The organism is Peijinzhouia sedimentorum (genome assembly GCF_049340005.1).
In the GTDB taxonomy this organism is placed as follows: domain Bacteria; phylum Bacteroidota; class Bacteroidia; order Cytophagales; family Cyclobacteriaceae; genus CAXBDP01.
Genome location: NZ_JBMPIY010000002.1, coordinates 15,659 through 37,839, shown reverse-complemented (window position 1 = coordinate 37,839; position 22,181 = coordinate 15,659). Strand labels below are relative to the sequence as shown.

General features: G+C 39.9%; 11 protein-coding genes. 6 read left to right on the top strand and 5 right to left on the bottom strand.

The features are described from left to right. Window positions 1-71: 71 nt before the first annotated feature. Complete coding sequence (locus ACOXY8_RS03205; protein WP_458330120.1) at window positions 72-1,766, top strand: amidohydrolase; 1,695 nt, start codon at window positions 72-74, stop codon at window positions 1,764-1,766. Between the two features lie 633 nt (window positions 1,767-2,399). Here ACOXY8_RS03205 and ACOXY8_RS03200 read toward each other — a convergent pair. The 3 genes from ACOXY8_RS03200 to ACOXY8_RS03190 all read right to left on the bottom strand — a co-directional run bounded on the left by ACOXY8_RS03200 (window position 2,400) and on the right by ACOXY8_RS03190 (window position 7,664). Beyond that, a complete protein-coding gene (locus ACOXY8_RS03200; RefSeq protein ID WP_458330119.1) occupies window positions 2,400-3,188 on the bottom strand; it encodes an SDR family NAD(P)-dependent oxidoreductase in 789 nt (262 codons plus the stop codon). 136 nt (window positions 3,189-3,324) lie between these two features. Next, window positions 3,325-3,861 (bottom strand): DUF1697 domain-containing protein, encoded by a 537-nt coding sequence (locus tag ACOXY8_RS03195; protein ID WP_458330118.1) that lies wholly within the window; start codon window positions 3,859-3,861, stop codon window positions 3,325-3,327. Window positions 3,862-5,003: 1,142 nt separating this feature from the next. Beyond that, window positions 5,004-7,664, bottom strand: a complete 2,661-nt coding sequence (locus tag ACOXY8_RS03190; protein WP_458330117.1) for a valine--tRNA ligase — start codon at window positions 7,662-7,664, stop codon at window positions 5,004-5,006. Between the two features lie 184 nt (window positions 7,665-7,848). On the opposite strand from ACOXY8_RS03190, the gene fahA reads away from it, so the two are divergent. Beyond that, window positions 7,849-9,108, top strand: a complete 1,260-nt coding sequence (fahA, locus tag ACOXY8_RS03185) for a fumarylacetoacetase (RefSeq protein WP_458330116.1) — start codon at window positions 7,849-7,851, stop codon at window positions 9,106-9,108. 4 nt (window positions 9,109-9,112) lie between these two features. Beyond that, complete coding sequence (locus ACOXY8_RS03180; protein ID WP_458330115.1) at window positions 9,113-10,006, top strand: flavin reductase family protein; 894 nt, start codon at window positions 9,113-9,115, stop codon at window positions 10,004-10,006. 83 nt (window positions 10,007-10,089) lie between these two features. Here ACOXY8_RS03180 and ACOXY8_RS03175 read toward each other — a convergent pair whose 3' ends face one another. Together ACOXY8_RS03175 and ACOXY8_RS03170 are read right to left on the bottom strand one after the other, a co-directional pair. Beyond that, complete coding sequence (locus ACOXY8_RS03175; protein WP_458330114.1) at window positions 10,090-10,659, bottom strand: hypothetical protein; 570 nt, start codon at window positions 10,657-10,659, stop codon at window positions 10,090-10,092. 129 nt (window positions 10,660-10,788) lie between these two features. Next, complete coding sequence (locus ACOXY8_RS03170; RefSeq protein ID WP_458330113.1) at window positions 10,789-11,772, bottom strand: YpdA family putative bacillithiol disulfide reductase; 984 nt, start codon at window positions 11,770-11,772, stop codon at window positions 10,789-10,791. A 235-nt stretch (window positions 11,773-12,007) separates the two neighbouring features. Here ACOXY8_RS03170 and ACOXY8_RS03165 point away from each other — a divergent pair, with 235 nt between their 5' ends. The 3 genes from ACOXY8_RS03165 to ACOXY8_RS03155 all read left to right on the top strand — a co-directional run bounded on the left by ACOXY8_RS03165 (window position 12,008) and on the right by ACOXY8_RS03155 (window position 22,171). Further along, entirely contained in the window at window positions 12,008-15,250 is a 3,243-nt protein-coding gene (locus tag ACOXY8_RS03165; protein WP_458330112.1) for a S41 family peptidase, read from the top strand. A 2,688-nt stretch (window positions 15,251-17,938) separates the two neighbouring features. Further along, window positions 17,939-21,493, top strand: coding sequence for a hypothetical protein (locus tag ACOXY8_RS03160; protein WP_458330111.1), 3,555 nt, complete (start codon window positions 17,939-17,941; stop codon window positions 21,491-21,493). Between the two features lie 6 nt (window positions 21,494-21,499). Then, window positions 21,500-22,171 (top strand): hypothetical protein, encoded by a 672-nt coding sequence (locus tag ACOXY8_RS03155; protein ID WP_458330110.1) that lies wholly within the window; start codon window positions 21,500-21,502, stop codon window positions 22,169-22,171. Window positions 22,172-22,181 lie beyond the last annotated feature (10 nt).

Below are 22,181 nucleotides of genomic sequence, written 5' to 3'. Positions count from 1 at the left end.
TGGCTTGGCATCTTTAATTCGAATAAAATTTGTCAATTTTGGATATGTTTCTTGTAAATCCCTTTTCTCCTATGAATTGTAAATTACTCAAGGCCTCTTTTATTATTCTTTTCGGCTTAATCTTTCTTACCTCTTGCAAAGCTCCAAAGGTAGATTCAAATGCGATTTTGTTTCATAACAGTAGCATCCTTACGATGGACAATGGCGAAGCAAATTCCTTTGTAATTGAAGGCAATGTCATTTTGGAAGTGGGTGATTTGACCAATTTAGAAGCGGCATTTCCAAATGCTCAAAAGTATGATTTGCAAGGAAAAACCGTATTGCCAGGCTTTGTTGATTCGCACACGCATATTCATGAATTTGGCCAGCAAAAGCGCAAAGCAAATATTGAAGGTTTGCTTTCGGTAGAAGAAATGGTGGAGGAATTAAAGCGATTTTTTCCAAATCCACAGCCTGGACAATGGCTTATTGTTCAGGGTTGGGACGAAGGTGTTTGGGCTTCCAAGGGTTATCCTGATAGAGAATTATTGGATGAAGCATTTCCTGATAATCCTGTAAGACTACAATCCCTGCATGGCTTTGGAGGGTTTTACAATGGCAAAGCATTGGAAATTGCTGGAATTGATGCAAACACGCCTGATCCAGAAGTGGGCAGAATTATGCGTCGCGAAGATGGCACGCCTACGGGAGTCATGGAAACGCTTGCACAGCAATTGGTGAATCAGCATATTCCAGCAGAAACGGTAGAGGAAGCCAAAGAGGCAATCTTGCTTGGCGCAGAAGCGCTATTACAAGCGGGTGTCACCACTGTGCACGAAGCGGGAGTTTCGCCTACTGTATTGCAAGCTTATATGGAATTGGCTGAAGCTAAGAAATTGCCCATCCGGGTATATGCAATGCTCAATGGAAATGATGACGAGCTTATGAATGAGTGGTTTGAGCGAGGACCGTATGCCGATCCTAATGGCTATTTATTTGTGCAATCTATTAAGGTGTTTTACGATGGCTCACTTGGCTCACGTACTGCCTTGATGGCGGCGGCTTATTCAGATAATCCCAAAGCAGCCCAAATGACTGAGCGAATTCGCCCTGACAAAGTGCGTGAATTAGGTAAAAAGGCTGCTGCAAATGGTTTTCAAATGGCTGTGCATAGTATAGGTGATGAAGCCAATCGCCGAGTACTCGACTTGTATGAGGAGGCATTGGCAGACTATGAAAATATAGATCATCGCTGGCGTATGGAGCATGCTCAGGTTGTATTGCCGAGCTTTTTTGAAAGAGCGGCTAAAGGAAAGTATATTTCCAGTGTGCAATCGAGCCATGCGGTGGGCGATAGCAAATGGGCAGAAGATAGGGTTGGGAATGAAAGAATAAAACTGGCCTATGCTTGGAGAAGCATAATGGATGCAGGCGCGCCAATTATCCTGAACTCTGATTTGCCAGGTGAGCCGTGGATGCCTGTGGAAACGCTATACTTCGCCGTTACCCGTAAAAACTTAGCCGGAGAACAGGCGGGAGGGTGGTATCCTGAGCAAGCATTTACGATAATGGAAGCTTTGCAAGCTATGACTATTACTGGAGCTTATGCGGCATTTATGGAAAATGAAATCGGCTCCATCAGCAAAGGCAAAAAGGCTGACTTTGTGATATTGAACCGAAATCCATTGGATACTCCAGCTGACAAATTAAAAGAGCTTAAAGTTGAAAGTGTGTGGATTGACGGAAAAGTGGTTCCGCTTGAGATGGAGATGATTATGAGGGAGTGAAGAGGTTATTTCGGTTGAATAAAGCAAATGAACCATAAGAGAAACCCTCAAAGGCCATCTGCGCAAATCTGCAAGCAATTTTTCTCCCGCAGATTACGCGGATAAACGCGGAGAAGAAATTAAATCCTTTGTGAATCTTTGCGTATATCTCAGCGGTTTTAAAAAAGAAAGAATTTAAACGCAAAGATGCGCCAAGTGAAGACGCGAAGAGCGCAGAGTAGACGCTTCATTTTTCAACCATCTGCGCCAATCTGCGCTATCGGCGGGCGGTTTTTTCTCCCGCAGATTACGTGGATAAACGCGGAGAAGAAATTAAATCCTTTGCGAATCTTTGCGTAAATCTCCGCGCCCTCTGCGGTAAATAAAAAGGAAGAATCTAAACGCAAAGATGCGCCAAGTGAAGACGCGAAGAGCGCAGAGTAGACGCTTCATTTTACAACCATCTGCGCAAATCTGCGCTATCAGCGGGCGGTTTTTTCTCCCGCAGATTACGCTGATCAACGCAGATTAAAATTATAACCCTTAAGCACTCAAGCTGACTAATCAAAAACTTAAAGTATGGGGGTTGATGGGAAAGTTGTTTCGTTTGAAATGGAGATGATTATGAGGGATTGAAGGCCTATGTCAGTAGTGTTATTTAGCAGTTTTAGAAGTTATTTTACGGGCGATTATCGGGAAAAATTTACCAAGGAAAACAGCAATTTTTCCATGACCTGTAAATACAAAGACCTTTTTTCTTTTGGCAATGGCATTTACTATAACTTTTGCGGCTCTATTGGTAGGCCACATTAAGTTGGATGGTCTAGGATCTTCCCTATCCTTATGATAACTACCATCATTGTCAATTCTCGTAATTTCACTCACAACAAAGCCAGGGTGAATAGTGGTGCAAGTGACGCCAGAACCTAGCAATTCCACTTGTAAAGTTTCTCCAATTGAATGGACTGCCGCCTTTGATGCTCCATATGCTCCGACATTTGGGTTGGGCACAAAAGCGCTCACACTTCCCATCAGGACAATTCTACCTTGTGTTTTACGTAATTCAGGTAGTGCATATTTAATGGTGAGGGCAAGACCAACAACATTTCCATTTAGTTGTCTTTGCCAATCCTTTTCAGTTAAGTCCTCAATTTTACCTACTACACCAAAGCCTGCATTTGCAATGGCAATATCAAGTTTGCCATATTCAGATATTAAATCAGAGATACATTTTTGAATACTTGAATCATTAAGAATATCACAATAAAATGCCTTTGCATTGCCGCCTTCGGCCTTTATTTCAATTACCAACTTTTTAAGTAATTCTACTCTTCTTGCGGTGACAGCAACAATAGCACCTTGCCGTGCAAATTCTAAAGCAAGAGCGCGACCAATGCCGGATGATGCGCCAGTGATCCAAACTATCTTATTTTTGAATTTCATCAGAGTATTTGTTAATGAATATTATGCAACTCTATTAATCGTACGTAAGATGAAATTTTTTCTTTTAATTAATTTACCTAAGGATATTATTTCAATAAAAATAGTTGATGCATAATGTGATAGCATCATAATGAGACTAAAGCTTCTCCCCAATTCTCAAAATGGTGTTCCAATTCCGAGTGGTGATATCTTTGCCAAATAGCTTTTCTAAATCATCCATCCCTTTCACGGTCTTGCCTATGCTCAAATCTAATATACTTATGATATTGGCCTCGTCGATCTTTAATATTCGAAAAGATTTATCTTCTGAAACCCATGGTAATGGTATTTCCGTTTGAGGGCTTTTTCTAAGAAAGCTTAGGTATAGCCTTGTTTCCTTGGTGACTGTAATTCCTTTGAATGGATCGCTTTGAATAAGCTGTTTTAAGTTTTCAGCACTTCGAATGATCACTGGAATTGGAAATCCAAATGAGGAATTTAAATGTTGGGTAATCTGTGATTCTAATTCGGCAATTTCTGTTGGTTTAGCTTCAAAAATCACATTACCTGAATTGAGCAAAGTGATGATATTCTCGAAACCCATATTTAAGAGAATATCCTTTAGCTCTTGCATTGGCACTTTATGATTGCCGCCAACATTTATACCTCGAAGAAATGCTATGAATTTTGCCAAGGGAATTTTTTTGATAAAACTAAAGACAAAAATGTCTTAGGGCAAACCTCATCAATTTTTATAATGGAAGGATTTAACCAGAGAGATGCGCAAGTGAAGAAGCAGAGAATGTCTGAACTATGATTTTTTCTGCGCAAATCTGCTCCATCCGCGGGTAATTTTTCCAGCATATTTCGCAGATAAACACAGAGAAGAAATTAAATCCTTTGCGCCCTTTGCGTAAATCTCCGTGCCCTCCGCGGTTAAGGAAAAAGAAGAATTTAAACGCAGAGATGCGCCAAGTGAAGGCGCGAAGATCGCAGAGAAGGCATTTCATTATACAACCACCTGCGCTATCAGCGGGCAATTTTCTCCCGCAGATTACGCTGATAAACGCAGATAAAATAAATCCTCCGCGCGCTTTGAGTAAATCTCAGCGTTCTCCGCGGTTTTGAAAAAGGAAGAATTTAAATGCAGAGATACGCCAAGTGAAGACGCGAAGATCGCAGAGAAGGCATTTCATCGTACAACCATCTGCGCCAATCAGCGGGTAATATTTTTCTCCCGCAGATTACGCTGATAAACGCAGATAAAATAAATCCTCCGCGCGCTTTGCGTAAATTTCAGTGTTCTCCTCGGTTTTGAAAAAGGAAGAATTTAAACGCAGAGGTGCGCCAAGTGAAGATGCGAAGATCGCAGAGAAGGCATTTCATTGTACAACCATCTGCGCCAATCAGCGGGTAATATTTTTCTCCCGCAGATTACGCTGATAAACGCAGATAAAATAAATACTCCGCGCGCTTTGCGTAAATCTCAGTGTTCTTCTCGGTTTTGAAAAAGGAAGAATTTAAACGCAGAGGTGCGCCAAGTGAAGACGCGAAGATCGCAGAGAAGGCATTTCATTGTACAACCATCTGCGCCAATCAGCGGGTAATATTTTTCTCCCACAGATTACGCTGATAAACGCAGATAAAATAAATCCTTTGCGCGCTTTGCGTAAATTTCAGTGTTCTCCTCGGTTTTGAAAAAGGAAGAATTTAAACGCAGAGATGCGCCAAGTGAAGACACGAAGATCGCAGAGAAGAAATACGAAACTTTGCGCCTCCACTTCTCCTATGCGATAAAATACTTCTCACAAAAATGCAAAGGATTTGAAAGTCCATCTAGCCCATCTTAGCTAAGCTTTCTTCTAAGGTTTTGATTTTAGCTTCCGCATCTGCTTTTTTGTTTTGCTCGTTTTGGAGTACTTGAGCTGGAGCATTATTCACAAAACGTTCGTTTCCAAGTTTCTTCATTACTGAGTTGAGGAAGCCTTTAGCATATTCCAATTCTTTCAGCATTTCAGCTTTCTCTTTTTCCAAATCCACATTATTACCCGCAGGGATAGCACATTCATCCGAATTGATAATAAAGCTAAAGGACATTTCAGGAGCATTTCCATTGAATTGAATGCTACTCAAATTACCCAATTTCTCAATTAGCTGTTGAAATTGGCTATAAGCTTCCGGCTTTTCAGTCTTGATAATTAGCTCAAGCGGTTCTTTTGGAGAAATGCCTTTGCTACTACGAATATTTCTAATCTGAGAAATCAGCTCGAATGCCAAGGAAGCAGCGTCGATGATTCCTTTGTCGAAAGTTGCTGCTTTTGGCCATTCCGCCACAATTATGCAATCTTTTTCACCTCTTGTGCCCATACTATGCCACAGCTCTTCGGTAATAAATGGCATAAATGGATGCAGTACTTTTAGTAGCTTTTCGAAAATGGCAATACTGCTATTTAGCGTTTCTTCGGAAATTGGATCGCCATAAGCAGGCTTTATCATTTCTAAGAACCACGCACAGTAATCATCCCAAATAAGCTTGTAAGTACCCATTAATGCATCAGAAATACGGTACTTTCCATAATGATCTTCAATTTCCACCAATGCTTGGTTCAAGCGATTTTCCATCCATTGGATAGCTACTTTCTCGGCATTAGAGGAAGGTGTTTGTCCTACATCAAGCCCCTTGAGTAAGCGGAATGCATTCCAGATTTTGTTGGAGAAATTTCTGCCTTGTTCGCATAGCTTTTCATCGAATGGCAAATCATTACCGGCAGGAGAACTAAATAGCATACCTGTACGAACGCCATCCGCTCCATATTTCTGCATCAGCTCAATAGGATCGGGCGAGTTGCCAAGGGATTTGGACATTTTGCGACCTTGCTTATCGCGCACAATACCCGTGAGATATACATCTTTGAAGGGCATCTCGCCCATATATTCATAGCCTGCGATAATCATCCTTGCTACCCAGAAGAACAAAATCTCTGGTGCAGTTACCAATACTTTAGTCGGGTAGAAGTAGGCCAGCTCTGCATTCGGCTGTTCAATCCTCCCGCTTTTTTTATCGAAGTTCTCGAAGCCATTGAAAACTGCCATTGGCCACAGCCAGGACGAAGCCCAAGTATCTAATACATCTTCATCTTGCTTTAAATCAGCTAAGCTGATATTTGGAGATTTTTCTTGCGCTAATTTTAGAGCTTCTTCTTCTGTATTTGCCACCACAAAATCACCATCAGGAAGGAACCAAGCAGGGATTCGATGTCCCCACCAAAGCTGGCGAGAAATACACCAATCCTTCACATTTTCCATCCAATGGCGATAGGTATTTTTGAATTTTGGCGGGTGGAGTTGTATCTCATCTTCTTCCACAGCTTTGAGTGCAGTGCGAGAGATTTCCTTCATTTTGATAAACCACTGAAGGGAAAGTTTCGGTTCAACCACCGTATTGGTACGCTCAGAACGACCAATTTTGGTGATGAAATCTTCCTCCTTCACCAATAGCTCAGCCTCCAGCATTTTCTTCACAATCATTTTGCGAACGATAAAGCGATCCTTTCCAACATACTCCGGCATTTCACATTTTTCGTTGAGAGTACCATCCAAATTGATCGTATCAATCACTTCCAAATTGTGCTTTTTCCCTAGTTCATAATCATTCGGATCATGCGCAGGAGTGATTTTTAAGCAACCAGAACCAAAATCTAGCTCTACATATTCATCGGCAATGATTGGAATTTCACGGTTGATAAAAGGAACGATGGCTTTTTTGCCAATCAAATGGGTAAAGCGAGGATCTTTTGGATTTACCGCAATACCTGTATCGCCCATGATTGTTTCTGGACGTTGTGTGGCAATTACAACAAATTCCTTGGAATCTTTGATCTGATAGCGAATATGATAAAGCACAGATTTTTCACCGTCTTCTTTATACATAACTTCTTCATTTGACAGCGCAGTTTTTGCTTCGCAATCCCAGTTGATCATGCGTAGGTCTCTGTAGATAAATCCTTTGCGATATAAATCTACAAACACTTGAACAACAGCTTTATAATAGCCTTCGTCCATAGTGAAGCTCGTTCTGTCCCAATCGCATGAAGCTCCTAATTTTTTTAATTGCTCGAGGATAATTCCACCATATTTTTCTTTCCACTCCCAAGCGTATTTCATGAACTCATCTCTACCGATTTCGCTCTTTTTTATGCCTTTTTCACGAAGCATTGCTACAACTTTGGCTTCGGTAGCGATGGAAGCGTGATCCGTGCCGGGTACCCAGCAAGCTTCTTTGCCTTCCATTCGCGCTTTGCGGATGAGTACATCTTGTATCGTATTATTGAGCATGTGACCCATATGCAACACGCCAGTGACATTTGGCGGAGGAATCACAATAGTATATGGTTCTTTTTCTGGATTTACTTGGGCATGGAAAAATTTCTGATCCATCCAATGCTTATACCATTTGTCTTCTACTTCTGCAGGATTGTACTTGCTCGCAATACTCATAAAATTCACAAAATTTTCTATGGCAAAATTAAGTAAATTTTCTTCAGCGGGAGGAAGGATTCTGCAATTAGATTGGGAATGGCTTTCTTTAAATTTATATTTGTGAGGAAGGAGTATTCGAATCTACTACTTGTAGTATGATACTGCCTTATTAATACTGTTTAGAAATATTTAAAAAGCGATAATGATTAACAAAATACAGAGTTGGGTAGAGATACCTGAAAATTCAGATTTTAGTATTTATAATTTACCAATCGGAATATTTTGTGAGAACGTAGGTGTGAAAAGAGCAGGAATGGCTCTTGGCGATTTTGTCCTAGACTTGAATGCGATGCATGAAGCGAGCTTTTTTGAGGAAATCGATTTGCCACAGGGTATTTTTAAGAAAGATACTTTGAATGACTATATCGCTTTAGGAAAGGATATTACCAATGCACTACGACGTAGAGTACAAGAATTGATGTCAGTTGGTAATGAAGAAATTCAAGGCAATCATGAATACATTTCGCATATATTTAAAAAGCGAAATCAAGTGCAGATGTATATGCCCGTGAAAGTGCCAAACTACACGGATTTTTATAGCAGTATGGAGCATGCTACGAACGTAGGAACCATGTTTCGTGATCCGGATAATGCACTGCTACCAAATTGGAAACATATTCCGGTGGGTTATCATGGCAGAGCATCGTCGATTATTCCATCTGGAGTGAGTATTCATCGCCCAAAGGGGCAGAGGAAAGATCCCAATAAAGATGCGCCGGAATTTGGGCCATCCACCCGCTTAGATTTTGAGTTGGAAATGGCCTTTATCACTGGTAGAGCTACCGAATTGGGGCAAAATGTGCCGGCAGATAAAGCAGAGGAATTTATCTTTGGTTTCGTGCTTTTTAACGACTGGTCTGCAAGGGATATTCAGCAATGGGAATATGTGCCACTTGGGCCCTTCTTGGCAAAGAGTTTTGCCTCTTCCATTTCTCCTTGGATTGTTTCCATCGAGGCTTTAGAACAATTTAGAGTGCAGGGGCCAAAACAAGAACCGGAGGTTTTACCTTATTTGAAAGTCGATGGTTCACGCAATTTTGACATAAACCTAGAAGTAGATATAAAGCCGGAAGGCGATGATGCTACTACCGTTTGTAAATCGAATTTCAAGTATATGTATTGGAGTGTAAATCAGCAATTAGCTCATCAAACTGTAAATGGGTGCAATTTGCAAGTTGGCGATATGTATGCGTCAGGAACGATTAGCGGCCCTACGCCCGACTCTTATGGTAGTATGCTCGAGCTTGCTTGGAAAGGCACCAAACCTTTAAAATTGGCCAATAATAAAAGCCGAGTATTTATCGAAGATGGGGACACGGTTACTATGCGTGGGTATGCCGAGAAAGATGGCGTAAGAGTGGGTTTTGGAGAAGTAAGCACTAAAGTTTTACCAGCAATTTAATTTTATGAGGACTGTCAATCCAAAGGAAGTTTCGGTAGGTAGATTTCACTATTTGATGCTCGGCACGGTGGCTCCAAGACCCATTGCATTTGCTAGCACGGTAGATAAAGATGGAAATGTAAACTTGAGTCCATATAGCTTTTTCAATTGCTTTTCGGCGAATCCGCCGATTATGGTTTTTTCGCCTGCCAGACGAGTGCGCGACAATACCATGAAACACACGCTGGACAATATGCGGGAGGTACCGGAAGTGGTAATCAACATCGTGAATTTTCCTATTGTAGAGCAGATGTCGTTGAGTAGTACGGAATATCCTAAAGGTGTAAATGAGTTTGTGAAAGCAGGGTTAACTGAAGTTGCTTCCACGAATGTGAAACCGCCAAGAGTGAAAGAATCACCAGCCTCCTTTGAATGTAAAGTAAAGGATATAATAGAGTTGGGTCAGGAAGGCGGAGCAGGGCATTTGGTGATTTGCGAGGTGGTTTTAGCTCATTTTAGTGATGGTATTTTCGATGATGATGATAAGATTGATCCTTTCAAAATTGATTTGGTAGGCAGAATGGGTGGCGATTGGTACACGCGTGCAAATGGTGAATCCTTATTTGAAATAACCAAACCGCTACGCACAATGGGAATGGGTGTAGATGCCATTCCAGATGCTATCCGATATTCCACAATTCTATCCGGAAATGATCTGGGTAAACTGGGCAATGTAGAAGCTTTACCAACAGAAGAAGAAATAGAAAAAATGTGGGAGGATGCCGAAGTGCAAGAAATATTTCACCGAATGAAGCAACATCACGAGTCACTGCAAGATCATCTTCACATGGCAGCCAAGCTCAGACTTGCTGACAATAAAGTTCAAGAAGCTTGGGCAATTTTACTGCAGAAAATATAGTAAGTTTAAGGATACTCTTAAATAAAAATTGCGACTCATTATTGGGTCGCAATTTTTATTTCCTTTTTATAAGTGTATTAATATCAATCAATTCTGAACTTTAGTGGAATGCCAAAACCCAAATATGCTATTCCATAAGTGAAATTAGGGTTTATTCTAACTTCTGGCTCTAGGCTGGCTTTTTCGCCCAACCTAATTGCTTTACTCAACTTAAGCATTGCTCCAAATGACAAATCTGGGCTGATATTATAATCCGCAACTTCAACTTGACTATTACCACTTGCTTGGTTCCAACCTACGAAGTAGTCCATGGTCGGTCCAACAGCAAAATTCACAATTCTAGAGTGGAATTTATAGAGGATTGGCAATGATAGAAAATGCTCATAAATATCTATATATGAAATACTTAGTATATTTGGTTGGTCGTAAAAAGACGTATATAGAGATCGTTCGGTAGTTCGATAATATAATCCTGATTCGATCCCGCTTCTTTTGGTTATTTGTCTTTCGATAGAAAGGCCAATCCCTGGTTCAAAGTAAGTCCCTGAAGTATTTTGCTCAATCAATAAATTAAGCCCAATTTTGGTTTGCTGTTGTGCTTCTGCCTTATAAACGAAAACGAAAAGGATTAATAAAAACAAATACTTCTTCATGCTTTTTAATTTTTCTAGACAATAAAGATGCAAAACTATCTTATTAATGTTATAAATGAAATTATAAACGATTAATCTACTCAAATAGTTTTTGTGACTCTTTTATTTAGCACCAATAGGTAATGAGTTTTATTTCTTTAATGCTGCTTGTTTTGAGAGAATATCCTCAAATATTTTACTAGCATGCTCCCTTGAATTTTCGATAAACCATGTGTGCGTATCCATACCACCACATACTACTCCAGCTAGATAAATTCCCTTTTTATTCGTTTCCATAGTTTCAGGATTATGGCTGGGTTGTCTTTTTTCATCTTCACTTAGTTGGATTCCAAATTTTTGGAGCATGGCAAAGTTTGGTTGATAGCCAGTCATGGCAAGAACATAATCATTAGGTAGGGTTATCACTCCCTCGGGCGTTTGTATATCCACCTCCTGCTCTCTTATTTCAATAATTTGGGAATAGAAATAGGCTTTGATACTATCTTCCTTAATGCGGTTTTCTATATCAGGCTTTACCCAATATTTCACTCGCTTGCCAATTTCGCCTTCACGAATTACCATAGTGACCTCAGCACCTTTTCGGTAAGTTTCCAAAGCCACATCTACCGACGAATTATTGGCACCCACCACGATCACTTTTTGCATGGCATAGAAATGCGGATCGTTGAAATAATGCTTCACCTTAGGTAATTCTTCACCCGGCACCTTTAGCAAATTGGGAATATCATAAAAGCCTGTTGCAATAATTATTCGCTCTGCCTGATATGTGTTTTTATCCGTTCGGATTATGTAATCAGGGAAATTACCATCTATTTGTTGTACTAATTCATTGAGGTGGATATTTAGTTTGAAGCTCGTTGCAATGCGTCTGTAATACTCCAATGCTTCGTGTCGCTTGGGGCGTGAGCTGTCTGAAACGAAAGGAACCTGCCCAATCTCCAGCTTCTCAGAAGTAGAGAAAAAGGTCATATTCATTGGGTAATTGTAGAGTGAGTTTACGATGCAGCCTTTCTCCACAATAAGGTAATTCAGTCCGGCTCTTTTAGCCTCTATTCCACATGCCAAGCCGATTGGCCCTGCTCCAATAATCAATACATCTAGTTTTTCAGTCATTCTTTATCCTCCCGCCATTTGTTCGACTTTACTAAAATGCTATGTTCGGGTTTATAATTCCCAAATTCACATTTTTCAACATACCAAAAGGTATTTAATTCTTTCAAATAATTCATCTGCAACATTTTCAATCTATTACAGAATTTGAAAAAAATACTTAGCTTAGTTTATGGTTGCGAAAAATCAGCCGGATTCGAATTATTGCTATGCAAAATCAACCAATCAACCCATAATTATGAAAAGATTATTACTCCTCAAGTTATTCCTTTTACTGGGAATAGCACAGGTAAATGCCCAAGGCACCATGCTGCTTCGGGAACCCAGTGTAAGCGCAAACCATATTGTATTTGTAAATTCCAATGACCTTTGGGTGGTAGGAATTGATGGAGGCGATGCTCGCAGGCTAACAAGCTCAGTTGGTGCGGAAACTTCACCGAAAATAAGCCCTGATGGAAATTGGGTGGCTTTTACTGGTCAATATGACGGTAATACAGATGTATTTATTGTACCTATTGATGGTGGCAATCCGATAAGATTGACTTGGCATCCAGGCTCAGATGTGAGTCAAGATTGGACACCTGATGGCAAGCATGTAATCTTCACATCGGGGCGGGAGGGATACCCAACTGCCAACACCAAGTTCTTCCAAGTATCAGTAGATGGTGGTATGCCCGAAGCGCTGATTTTGCCTTTTGGTCATGTAGGTGATTTATCGAGTGATGCGAAATATATGGCCTACCAACCTTATCGTTTTTGGGATCCTGAGTGGCGCAATTACCGTGGTGGACAAGCGCAACCTATCTGGATTTTCGATATGCAAAGCCATGAAGTGGTAAAAACTCCTCAACTCGATAAAGAAAGACATACCAGCCCAGCTTGGTTGGGAAATACCCTTTATTACCTATCGGAAAGGGATTATGCAAATAATGTTTGGATGTACGATATGGCTACTGGTATGGATAAGCAGATGACTTTTCATGCCGATTTCGATGCCAAGAATTTGGCTGCGGGAGGTGGAAATATTGTCTATGAGCAAGGCGGATATTTGCATAGGCTTGATCCTGCGACTGGCCAATCTACTCAATTGGAAATCCATGTAAAAGGTGATTTGAATTGGTCAAGAACTCGGTTTGATAGTCCGAGCTCATTTCAATTGACAAATGCAGCTTTGTCGCCTACGGGAAAGCGCGCGATTTTCGAATATCGTGGGGAAATTATTACTGTACCCAAAGAAAATGGAGATTGGAGGAATATTACTAATAGCTCCACAGCGGCAGATCGTGCGCCAGTATGGTCGCCAGATGGACAGCAAATTGCTTGGTTTTCGGACGCAAGCGGCGAATACCAATTAATGGTAAGCGATCAAGAAGGACTAACAACACCAAAAGCTTATCCCATTCCCAATCAGAAATTTTACTTCCGTCCGGCTTGGTCACCTGATGGGAAGTACATTGCCTTTACGGATACAGATTACAATTTATGGCATATCAATTTGAGCAATGGAGCGCTGAAATTGGTTGATACCGACCGTTATGCGCATCCGGATCGTACCCTGAATCCAGTATGGTCGCCTGATAGCAAGTGGATTGCCTATGTGAGGCAAATGGACAATATGTTCAAATCTGTAAAAGTGTATAGTATGGATCAAGATCAGAGTTTTCAACTAACAGATGGATTGTCTGATGCCATTGATCCGCAATGGGATGCAAATGGTAAATACCTCTATTTCCTTGCAAGTACCGATTTTGGATTGAATACCGGTTGGCTCGATATGAGTAGCTTCAATATGCCAATAAATAGAGGCTTGTATATGGCAGTGTTGGCAAATGATACGCCTTCGCCATTTATGCCAAAGAGTGATGAAGAACCTCACGCCAAAGAAGAAAAGAAAGAAGAGAGCAAAAATGGAGACGTGATAGTGAAAATTGATTTTGAAGATATTGATCAGCGCATTATTGCTGTGGACGTTCCTCTTCGGAATTACACTGGTACAGTTGGTGCGCCGGCTGATCATATTTTCTACATTGAGAATACAGCAGGCCAGCCAGCTAAGCTTCACCGCTACAGTTTGAAGGATCAAAAATCAGTTGAATTTCTTTCGGGTGTCACTTATGCAACGATTAGCAATGATCGAAAAAATTTACTTTACCGTTCAGGAGCGAATTGGGGAATAGTAAATGCTGCTGGCGGTGCCATCAAATCAGGAGACGGTAAGATCGAAACGGGTAATATTCGTATCAAAGTGGATCCACGCGAAGAATATCAGCAAATGTATAAGGAGGCTTGGCGCTATCAGCGTGATTTCCTTTATGTAGATAATACCCATGGTGCTCCTTGGGACGAAGTTTATGAATGGTACAAGCCATGGGTCGATCATGTGCGCCATCGTTCGGATATGAATTACATCATCGATATACTCGGTGGCGAAATTGCCGTTGGGCATTCCTACACAAGTGGGGGAGATTTTCCAAGTGTGGAAAGTGTGTCAGGAGGTTTACTCGGTGCGGATTATGAGAAAGCAAATGGCTATTTCAGAATCAAGCGAATCTATACAGGCGAAAACTGGAATCCTGAGTTGCGCTCACCATTGTCAGGGCCGGGAATCGACGTGAATGAAGGTGACTATCTGCTCGAAGTAAATGGTCAAGCGCTTACTGCGGATATGAATTTGTTTAGCTTGTTCGAAGCCACAGCCAATCGTCAGGTGAAAATTCGTGTAAACTCAAGCCCAACAATGGAAGGCTCTCGTGTACAAGTAGTGGTGCCATTGACCAACGAAGGAGGACTTCGCTCTCGTGCTTGGGTGGAAGATAATCGCCGCAAAGTGGATGAAATGTCCAATGGTCAATTGGCATATGTATATGTGCCGAATACCAGCAATCCTGGCTATACCTATTTCAATCGCTACTATTTCGCCCAGCAAGATCGCAAAGGTGCTATTATTGACGAGCGTAATAATGGTGGTGGTTCTGCTGCCGATTATATGGTAGATATCATGAATCGCCAATTGCTAGGATACTTCAATAGCCGAGCAAATGACAATAAGCCTTTTACTACACCAATGGCAGGTATTTGGGGGCCAAAAGTGATGATCATAAATGAAAATGCAGGTTCCGGTGGAGATTTGCTACCATATATGTTCCGCGAAATGGAAATAGGCCCATTGGTTGGTACGCGAACTTGGGGAGGTCTCGTGGGTACTTGGGATACGCCACCGTTTATCGATGGCGGGAGGATGGTTGCTCCCCGAGGAGGATTCTTCAATACCGAAGGTGAATGGGCTGTGGAAGCCGAAGGTGTAGCACCGGATATTGAGGTTTTCTACGAACCTGCACAGCTTATCAAAGGAATTGATACGCAATTGGAAGCCGCGGTAAAAGAAGCCATGCGACTAATCCCTCTGCAAGCAATCGACCTCAAAGGCGAACCTGCGCCACCAATCCGATGGAAAAGACCGGAGGGGTGGAGAGATAAGTAATTTTTAGAAGTTTATTGATTGGAAAGCCCGTGTACGATTGCATGGGCTTTTTTGTAAAAAACGAATTTGAAGCTCCATTGGAGCGAAATATTAATAGCCCAATTTGTGCGAAATACCCATAGCTCCAGCGGAGCGACATATTAATAGCCTTAAGTGGAGATGAGAGATGTGTTATTTTTGGTTGAAGGCGGATAAAGGATGGAGAAATTCTAAGAATTCTAAAATTCAGTAAATTCTCACCTTTGGTAAGCAGGTTGATTCAGGCAATTTGCGGCATCAGACGACTGTGCGGGAGGATAATTAATGCTATTCCATTATCCCTATGGATATTACGCTCCGATGGAGTTGATAGTCAACGTTCATCTCACCGCTAGTGCTAGCTTTTCGTTAGATAATTCGGTAAACTCCTACCATAGGTCCGCAGGCTAATTTGACAATTGCGATGGCTGTGGATGATTTGTTAGAAGATACTATCGGATTACAAATCCTCTTTATCTGTGGTACGACATTGTAAATGTCGAACAGTTACAGTGGCGATGGAAGACCCGCAAGGTTTTCGAAACCTTGCGGGTCTTGTTAAAAAATTGGACGCATTTTGGGCATTGAACTTTGGGCGAAATTTTGCGATTTTGAGTCGTTTTTCGCTCAATGATCATCGTATTTTTCGGGCCTGGCAGCACCCTCCATTTTGGGTGGTTTGCTTCGGCTTTGAACTAATTTGGTGAATCCTTTAGGGATAAAAAAATGAATGTGCGTTCTATTCGCAATATGCGTTTATTGCACATTTTTCGTAATATTCGTTTTCTTCGTTTTATGTTACTTTCTGCGCAATATTCGCTTTATGCGTTTTGTGCACCTTATTGACCAATTAAACACCAATAGGAAAGCAAGGAAACACCAAGGAAACCGTAAGGTAAACACCCACTAAAATGGGCTAAAATCGAGTGGAAAAAAATTCATATTTTAAATTTACTTGTTCAAAATAATAGTATTTGAATATTTCCGAAAAAATGACTTTCTGCAAAGAGGTTGGTTGATTTGGACATAATTTGGTCTGAAACTGGGCAAAATGTGCATGGATAATGAGCTGATTAGGCATTGGGAATTGAAGGAAATTCAGGACTGTTTTGGGTGGTGATTTTGAGGTTTTATTGAGACGTATTTTTGAATAACGGAATATAGTAAACGTTGATGAAGGAAGAAGGGTTGACGGCTGATTAGAGGCGGTGAATTTTGTTAGAAATAAATGATGTCTATTGCGAAGACCTTCAAGGTTTTGAAAACCTTGAAGGTCTGGCTGTTTCCGTGATGAGCTGTGGAAATCATCGTATTCATTTAATCACAAAAATCACAGTTCAGATAAATGCGGTGAAGCTAGATAATTCAAAAAGCAGAGAATGTTGAAGAGGTATTGTTGGGTTTGGAGAGCAGTTGATGGAGGTCTAATTCTATTTTTGGATGGTTGAGGCGGGAGGCCCACCTTCGGTCGGTAAATATGATTTGTGCTATTCCTTTATCCCACGGTTGAAACCGTGGGCTATGGATATTTCGCTCCGTTGGAGTGTCTTGTCCTGAAATAGATTTACGTAAATTGTAAATCTATTTCAGGACGACACAGAGCTGGAAATCATAGTCCATCAAAAAAATCATCTCTAATCACAGTTCAGACAAATGCGGTGAAAGCAAATGATTCAAAAAGAAGAGAATGTTGAAGAGTTGTTGTTGAATTTGGAGAGCAGTTGATTTAGGTCTAATTCTATTTTTGGATGGTTGAGGCGGGAGGATGATTTGTGCTATTCCTTTATCCCACGGCTACACCGTGGGTTAATGATGTTTTGCTCCGTTGGAGCTGGAAATCATAGTCTATCAAAAAAATCAGTTTAATCATAGTTCAGACAAATACGGTGAAAGCAGATGATTCAAAAAGAAGAGAATGTTGAAGAGTTGTTGTTGAATTTGGAGAGCAGTTGATTTAGGTCTAATTCTATTTTTGGATGGTTGAGGCGGGAGGATGATTTGTGCTATTCCTTTATCCCACGGTTGAAACCGTGGGCTATGGATATTTCGCTCCGCTGGAGCTTAGAATCATAATTTTTATGGCCCTGAAAGAGTCATAATGTTTATTGCCATTATGAACGGCTTATTGGTTCTCCCATATAGGGTCGTATGTTGATTTTGGATCCTTTTTCTATAAACGTTTGACCCATTCTCGGTCTTGTGATGTTGATGCAAAGTTCTGGTAATTCTGAAATTCTTACCTCGGCAAGCAGGCTGATTCGGATCATTGCTGGGGATGTGAGTTTTCGCTCATTATCGAAAGTCGGATTACAAATCCTCTTTATCAGGAGTACGACATTTCAAATGTCTAACAGTTAATGAAATGAATTGTTAAGGCTCAAATAATTTTAGATTTAAGTAAGAGTATATAGTTTTTAATTATTTTATACATAAAATCTTATCTATTTAGTTTTTGTTGTTTAATTGTTATCAACGACTATATTGTTTGTATGAATGAAAAAATATGATTGTTATAAGTCAAATTTAATGTAAGTCACTGATATACATTATATATATTATTATCATTAAAATTGTTTAAAAATTTGACTACTAATTTTATTTTTATTAAATAGAAGGAAAATTTTAATTATGGCCTCCACTAGATTCGTTATACTCATTATTTTTTGTAATATGTGGTTAGTACAATTGGGTATTTCACAAAATTTACCGCATATTGTAGATAAGGTACCAGCGTCGCCAACAGCACATGGTTTTAGCAAAGTGGCGCTATCAAGTGCCGCAGAGTTTACTGGGAAACCATCCGTAAACATTCCCATTTTTCAACTAATACATAAGGACATTAATGTCCCTATTTCCTTTAGTTATAATGCAGAAGGAGTTAAAGTAAATGATTTAGCTTCTTGGGTAGGGATGAATTGGAATTTGAATGTTGGAGGAGTTATTACAAGGATAGTAAAGAGGCGACCTGATGAGACGTCATTTTATGGATATTTTGATTTTGGATCTGGATTGCCAGATGGTACAGATATACCCACGTACAATAATTTTTATCGAGGTATCCGAGATGGTATTCATGATACAGAACCTGATCTCTATACTATTTCATTTCCAGGTGGTTCAAGTAGTTTTTATTTGAGTGAGGATGAGGAGATTTATTTATCGAGTCTGGAAAAGATAAAGATAGAAGGCACACCCTATGGTGGAGGAGGCTTTACCATAACTACAGCCGATGGAATTATCTATGAATTTAAAAAGGTGGAAACTACTACTGTTTTGGGTTCAGGTATGATATCTACGTTTTCATATGAATCTGCATGGCATTTAACTAAAATATCTTCTCCTAAGTTTCCCAATGAATCTATAGAATTTTCATACTCACAAGAAAATTTAAATAATGAGTTTAATGTAATATCGGAGAATCGTATGTGGCCTCTGCTTGAGGGGAGTTTTTCTGAGACGACAATTTCAAGAGATAATTCTATCAGTTATATTGCTTGGCGATTAGATGCTATTACTTCACCCTTAGTAAAGATAGAGTTTATTGAAAGTGCCACAAGCCGCTTAGATGTGACTTCGAGTAAGGCACTTTCAAAAATAGTTATCAAGAAGAGGGCTGATATCAATTCAAGTTTTCAGAATCATAAAGTTTTTCAATTATCTCATTTTTATACGACAGCAGCTGAAAGCACAAAGCGTCTATATTTAGCGTCAATTACTGAGAGGAGCGGTGATGAAACTGAATCCTTACCTCCATATTCATTTATTTACAATACGGGTGCAATTCCCGGGTACGAAAGTAGGGCTCAGGATCATTGGGGGTTCTATAATGGAAAAACTAGTAATACAACCTTTTTGAAGTCTGAGGTATATTTCGCTCACCATATAGAGGGACCCATATTTAAGGTTATAGCTGGTGATGATCGCGAGCCCTCCGAGACTCATTTGAAAATGGGTGTTCTGCAAAAAATTACTTATCCCACGGGAGGGACTATAGAGTTTGATTATGAGATAAATAGACATAAAACTGATAAGGGACAACTTTATGGATTAGTGGATGATAATTTTTACATGTTAGGCACTCAGCGAATAGATTTTAGAAATGATTGGGATTATATAGAAAATACATTTGGGGATTTTCAAGTAGAACTACAAGTAAAAAGGTCTGATGCATTTGGAGGTGATCCATTGGAGCCCTTCATTTCAGATACCACAAACTTTAATATCAATGTTACACAATTATTTGTTCAATTTGAACCAGAAATTGTAGATTCAGGAGGAGCACCCTTTACTGAAGTGCCCTTTGCCAAGGTGCAAAAGCTAGTTTCAGGTAGCTGGCAAGACATTGGTGAATTGTATTTTTCTGGCACTCAGCAAGATAATATAACAATGGAGATGAGTGATGGAGATTATCGGATCATTACTTATGCAAAGCATAGTTTGGGGCCAGTATCGGATTATTCAAGACTACGCGTACTTTGGCTGCATAAAACAAGCATACCCATAGCCTATGAAGTTGGTCCCGGGCTAAGATTGAAGAGCATAAAGGAATGGGATGGCACCAAGACTGGAAAAGTTCAACTACGTACATTTGACTACAAAGATGATGAAGGCGTTGAGTCTGGCGTATTGTATGTTCCACCTATAAACAGTTATAAGTTTTTTGAAGGAACTAACATTAATCATCTGTATTTGGTACAAAGTTCTCAAAACCAATATAATTATTTTGGAGGGTCGGCTTTAGGCTACGGAAAAATAACTGAATTATATGGCGAAAATGGTGAATTGGGAAAGAAGGAGACCTATTATGAAGCGTATCCTCCGGGAGAATTATTTATGGATAGTAGTAATCCGAATAGTAGAGATTACCCATTCCCGGAACCTAATTTTAGTATGTATAATTTTGGGAAAGTTTTAGAAACAAAGGATTTTAAATGGACTGGTTCTGAATATCAATTAATAAGTAAAAATGAAAATCAATATGAATACACGTTAGAGTTTTTGGATGAAAAAGTTACTGGAACACTGGTGGGCATATTCAGTAGTGAGTTTTCTAACGCATTAGATCCTTTAATGATTATTCAATACGATCGAAAAACACATTGGCCTAAATTAAAGAAAAACATTATCACTGAGTACGAGGAGAATGGAGAACGAATTAATGAAAAAATATTTACCTATGAAATTACACCAGGTCATTTAAACCCTACTTCAATAGAAGAAAGGATTACAAGTGGCAATGAGGCTGAGTCCACGATTACTTATATGAGTTACCCCTTAGATTATGCGCATAAGGCAAGTGCTTTTACCAGTGCATTAGTGGATGCGCATATGCATAACAGTTTGGTGGAAACTTATAAAGCTAGAAAAGTGGGTACTCAATTAAGGTATATTAGCGGACAATTATACGAGTATTCAAGTTCTGCAGCTCATTTGCAACCGATTGCAGTCTACAATTGGCAATTACCCAGCGGTAATAGAACCTACCAAACTACATTTAGCCCCTCTAAGAACTCAACTGGAAGTAGCATAGATTGGGATTCTAGATACAAAAAGGTAAGTGAATTTACCTATCTATCAGGAACCAATAGATTAATTGAAGCAAGAGAAGTAGCCTTACAGGGAGGTTCCTATCAAACCATCAATAGAACCCATTTTATTTATGGGCATTCCAATAACCTTCTTTTAGCTCAAATACAAGGCGCTGATAATGTTTCGGAAACAGGATTTACCAGTTTCGAAAATGAAAATCTTGGAAACTTTACTTATGCTTCCGCAGGAGTCCAAACCAGTACCGCCTCTTATGCGGGTAATCGGTATTTCAGACTTACTTCCAGTCGAAGTATTCAAAAGAGTAACCTCAACTCAAGTAAAGACTATATACTAAGCTTCTGGGCAAAGGGCACAAATTCCATCAGCATTACTGGTGAAGGTCCAGTCAGTCTGACAAGTGAGTGGAAGTATTATCAAGAAGTGATTAGTGGTAGGACAAATATTACGATCAGTAGTAGTGGTGCAGATATAGATGAAGTGCGAATTCATCCTAAAACGGCATTAATGCAAACCTTCAACTATGATGTATTAAATGGATTACTTTCAGAGAACCCACAAAATGGCATGCCTACAAGGTATGAATATGATCTGTTTGGAAGGTTAAAACTGATTCGTGATCATAAGGGCGATATCAGAAAAGCATTTGAATATTATTACCAGCAAAGCATAAACTAGAAAGAGATGAAGAAAATCAATCCTATGAACAAATTCATGATAATGACAATGTTCAGCCTTTCATTTTTCATAAGCAGAAGTGGCTTTTCGCAAGCTGGTTTTGAAGGAGAAGTAAGCTATAAAATTACCTATCAACTCAAGAAAGGTTCATTCGATCCTGCCGCATATCATCAGTTGCAAGGAGATAGCATGGTGATCACCTTCAGTGAACAATTGATCGAATTCCAAAATAATGGACGATTACAACCTTATCGCTTATGGGATGCAAACACTTTGTCCTTCTCTTTGCAAGTAGAGAAAAGTAAGGGATTAAGAAATATTGCCATTAATGATAATAAGGAAAGAGTTATTACCAGCGAAGACATTAAAAAGCCAGCAAAATGGGCAGAAAGCATTGCTGACGAAAAGAATATTGCCTCCTTTTCAGATGGAGAATTGACATTGCATGTGGCTTGGGATGCTAATAAGGCTATCAAGCTGCACTCCTATACAATGCCTTTTAATAGTTTATTTTCAGCGTTTTTTAAGCAGGTAACAGTTGTGCCGGAGCAAATTTGGTTGGAAAGCGATGAATGGATCATGGAAGCGAAGCTGATATCAACGACTAAGCTAGACAATGCTCAGGCTCAAATCGAGCGTCGCAAGAGAAGGCTTCAACTATCCTCAGCAATTAATTAATTATCAGCTA

Bases quoted from the DNA above. Each gene is read 5' to 3' on its own strand.
- ACOXY8_RS03190 (WP_458330117.1), bottom strand. From the start codon at position 7,664: ATGAGTATTGCGAGCAAGTACAATCCTGCAGAAGTAGAAGACAAATGG.
- ACOXY8_RS03170 (WP_458330113.1), bottom strand. From the start codon at position 11,772: ATGACTGAAAAACTAGATGTATTGATTATTGGAGCAGGGCCAATCGGC.
- ACOXY8_RS03155 (WP_458330110.1), top strand. From the start codon at position 21,500: ATGAAGAAAATCAATCCTATGAACAAATTCATGATAATGACAATGTTC.
- ACOXY8_RS03165 (WP_458330112.1), top strand. From the start codon at position 12,008: ATGAAAAGATTATTACTCCTCAAGTTATTCCTTTTACTGGGAATAGCA.
- ACOXY8_RS03205 (WP_458330120.1), top strand. From the start codon at position 72: ATGAATTGTAAATTACTCAAGGCCTCTTTTATTATTCTTTTCGGCTTA.
- ACOXY8_RS03200 (WP_458330119.1), bottom strand. From the start codon at position 3,188: ATGAAATTCAAAAATAAGATAGTTTGGATCACTGGCGCATCATCCGGC.
- ACOXY8_RS03175 (WP_458330114.1), bottom strand. From the start codon at position 10,659: ATGAAGAAGTATTTGTTTTTATTAATCCTTTTCGTTTTCGTTTATAAG.
- fahA (WP_458330116.1), top strand. From the start codon at position 7,849: ATGATTAACAAAATACAGAGTTGGGTAGAGATACCTGAAAATTCAGAT.
- ACOXY8_RS03180 (WP_458330115.1), top strand. From the start codon at position 9,113: ATGAGGACTGTCAATCCAAAGGAAGTTTCGGTAGGTAGATTTCACTAT.
- ACOXY8_RS03160 (WP_458330111.1), top strand. From the start codon at position 17,939: ATGTGGTTAGTACAATTGGGTATTTCACAAAATTTACCGCATATTGTA.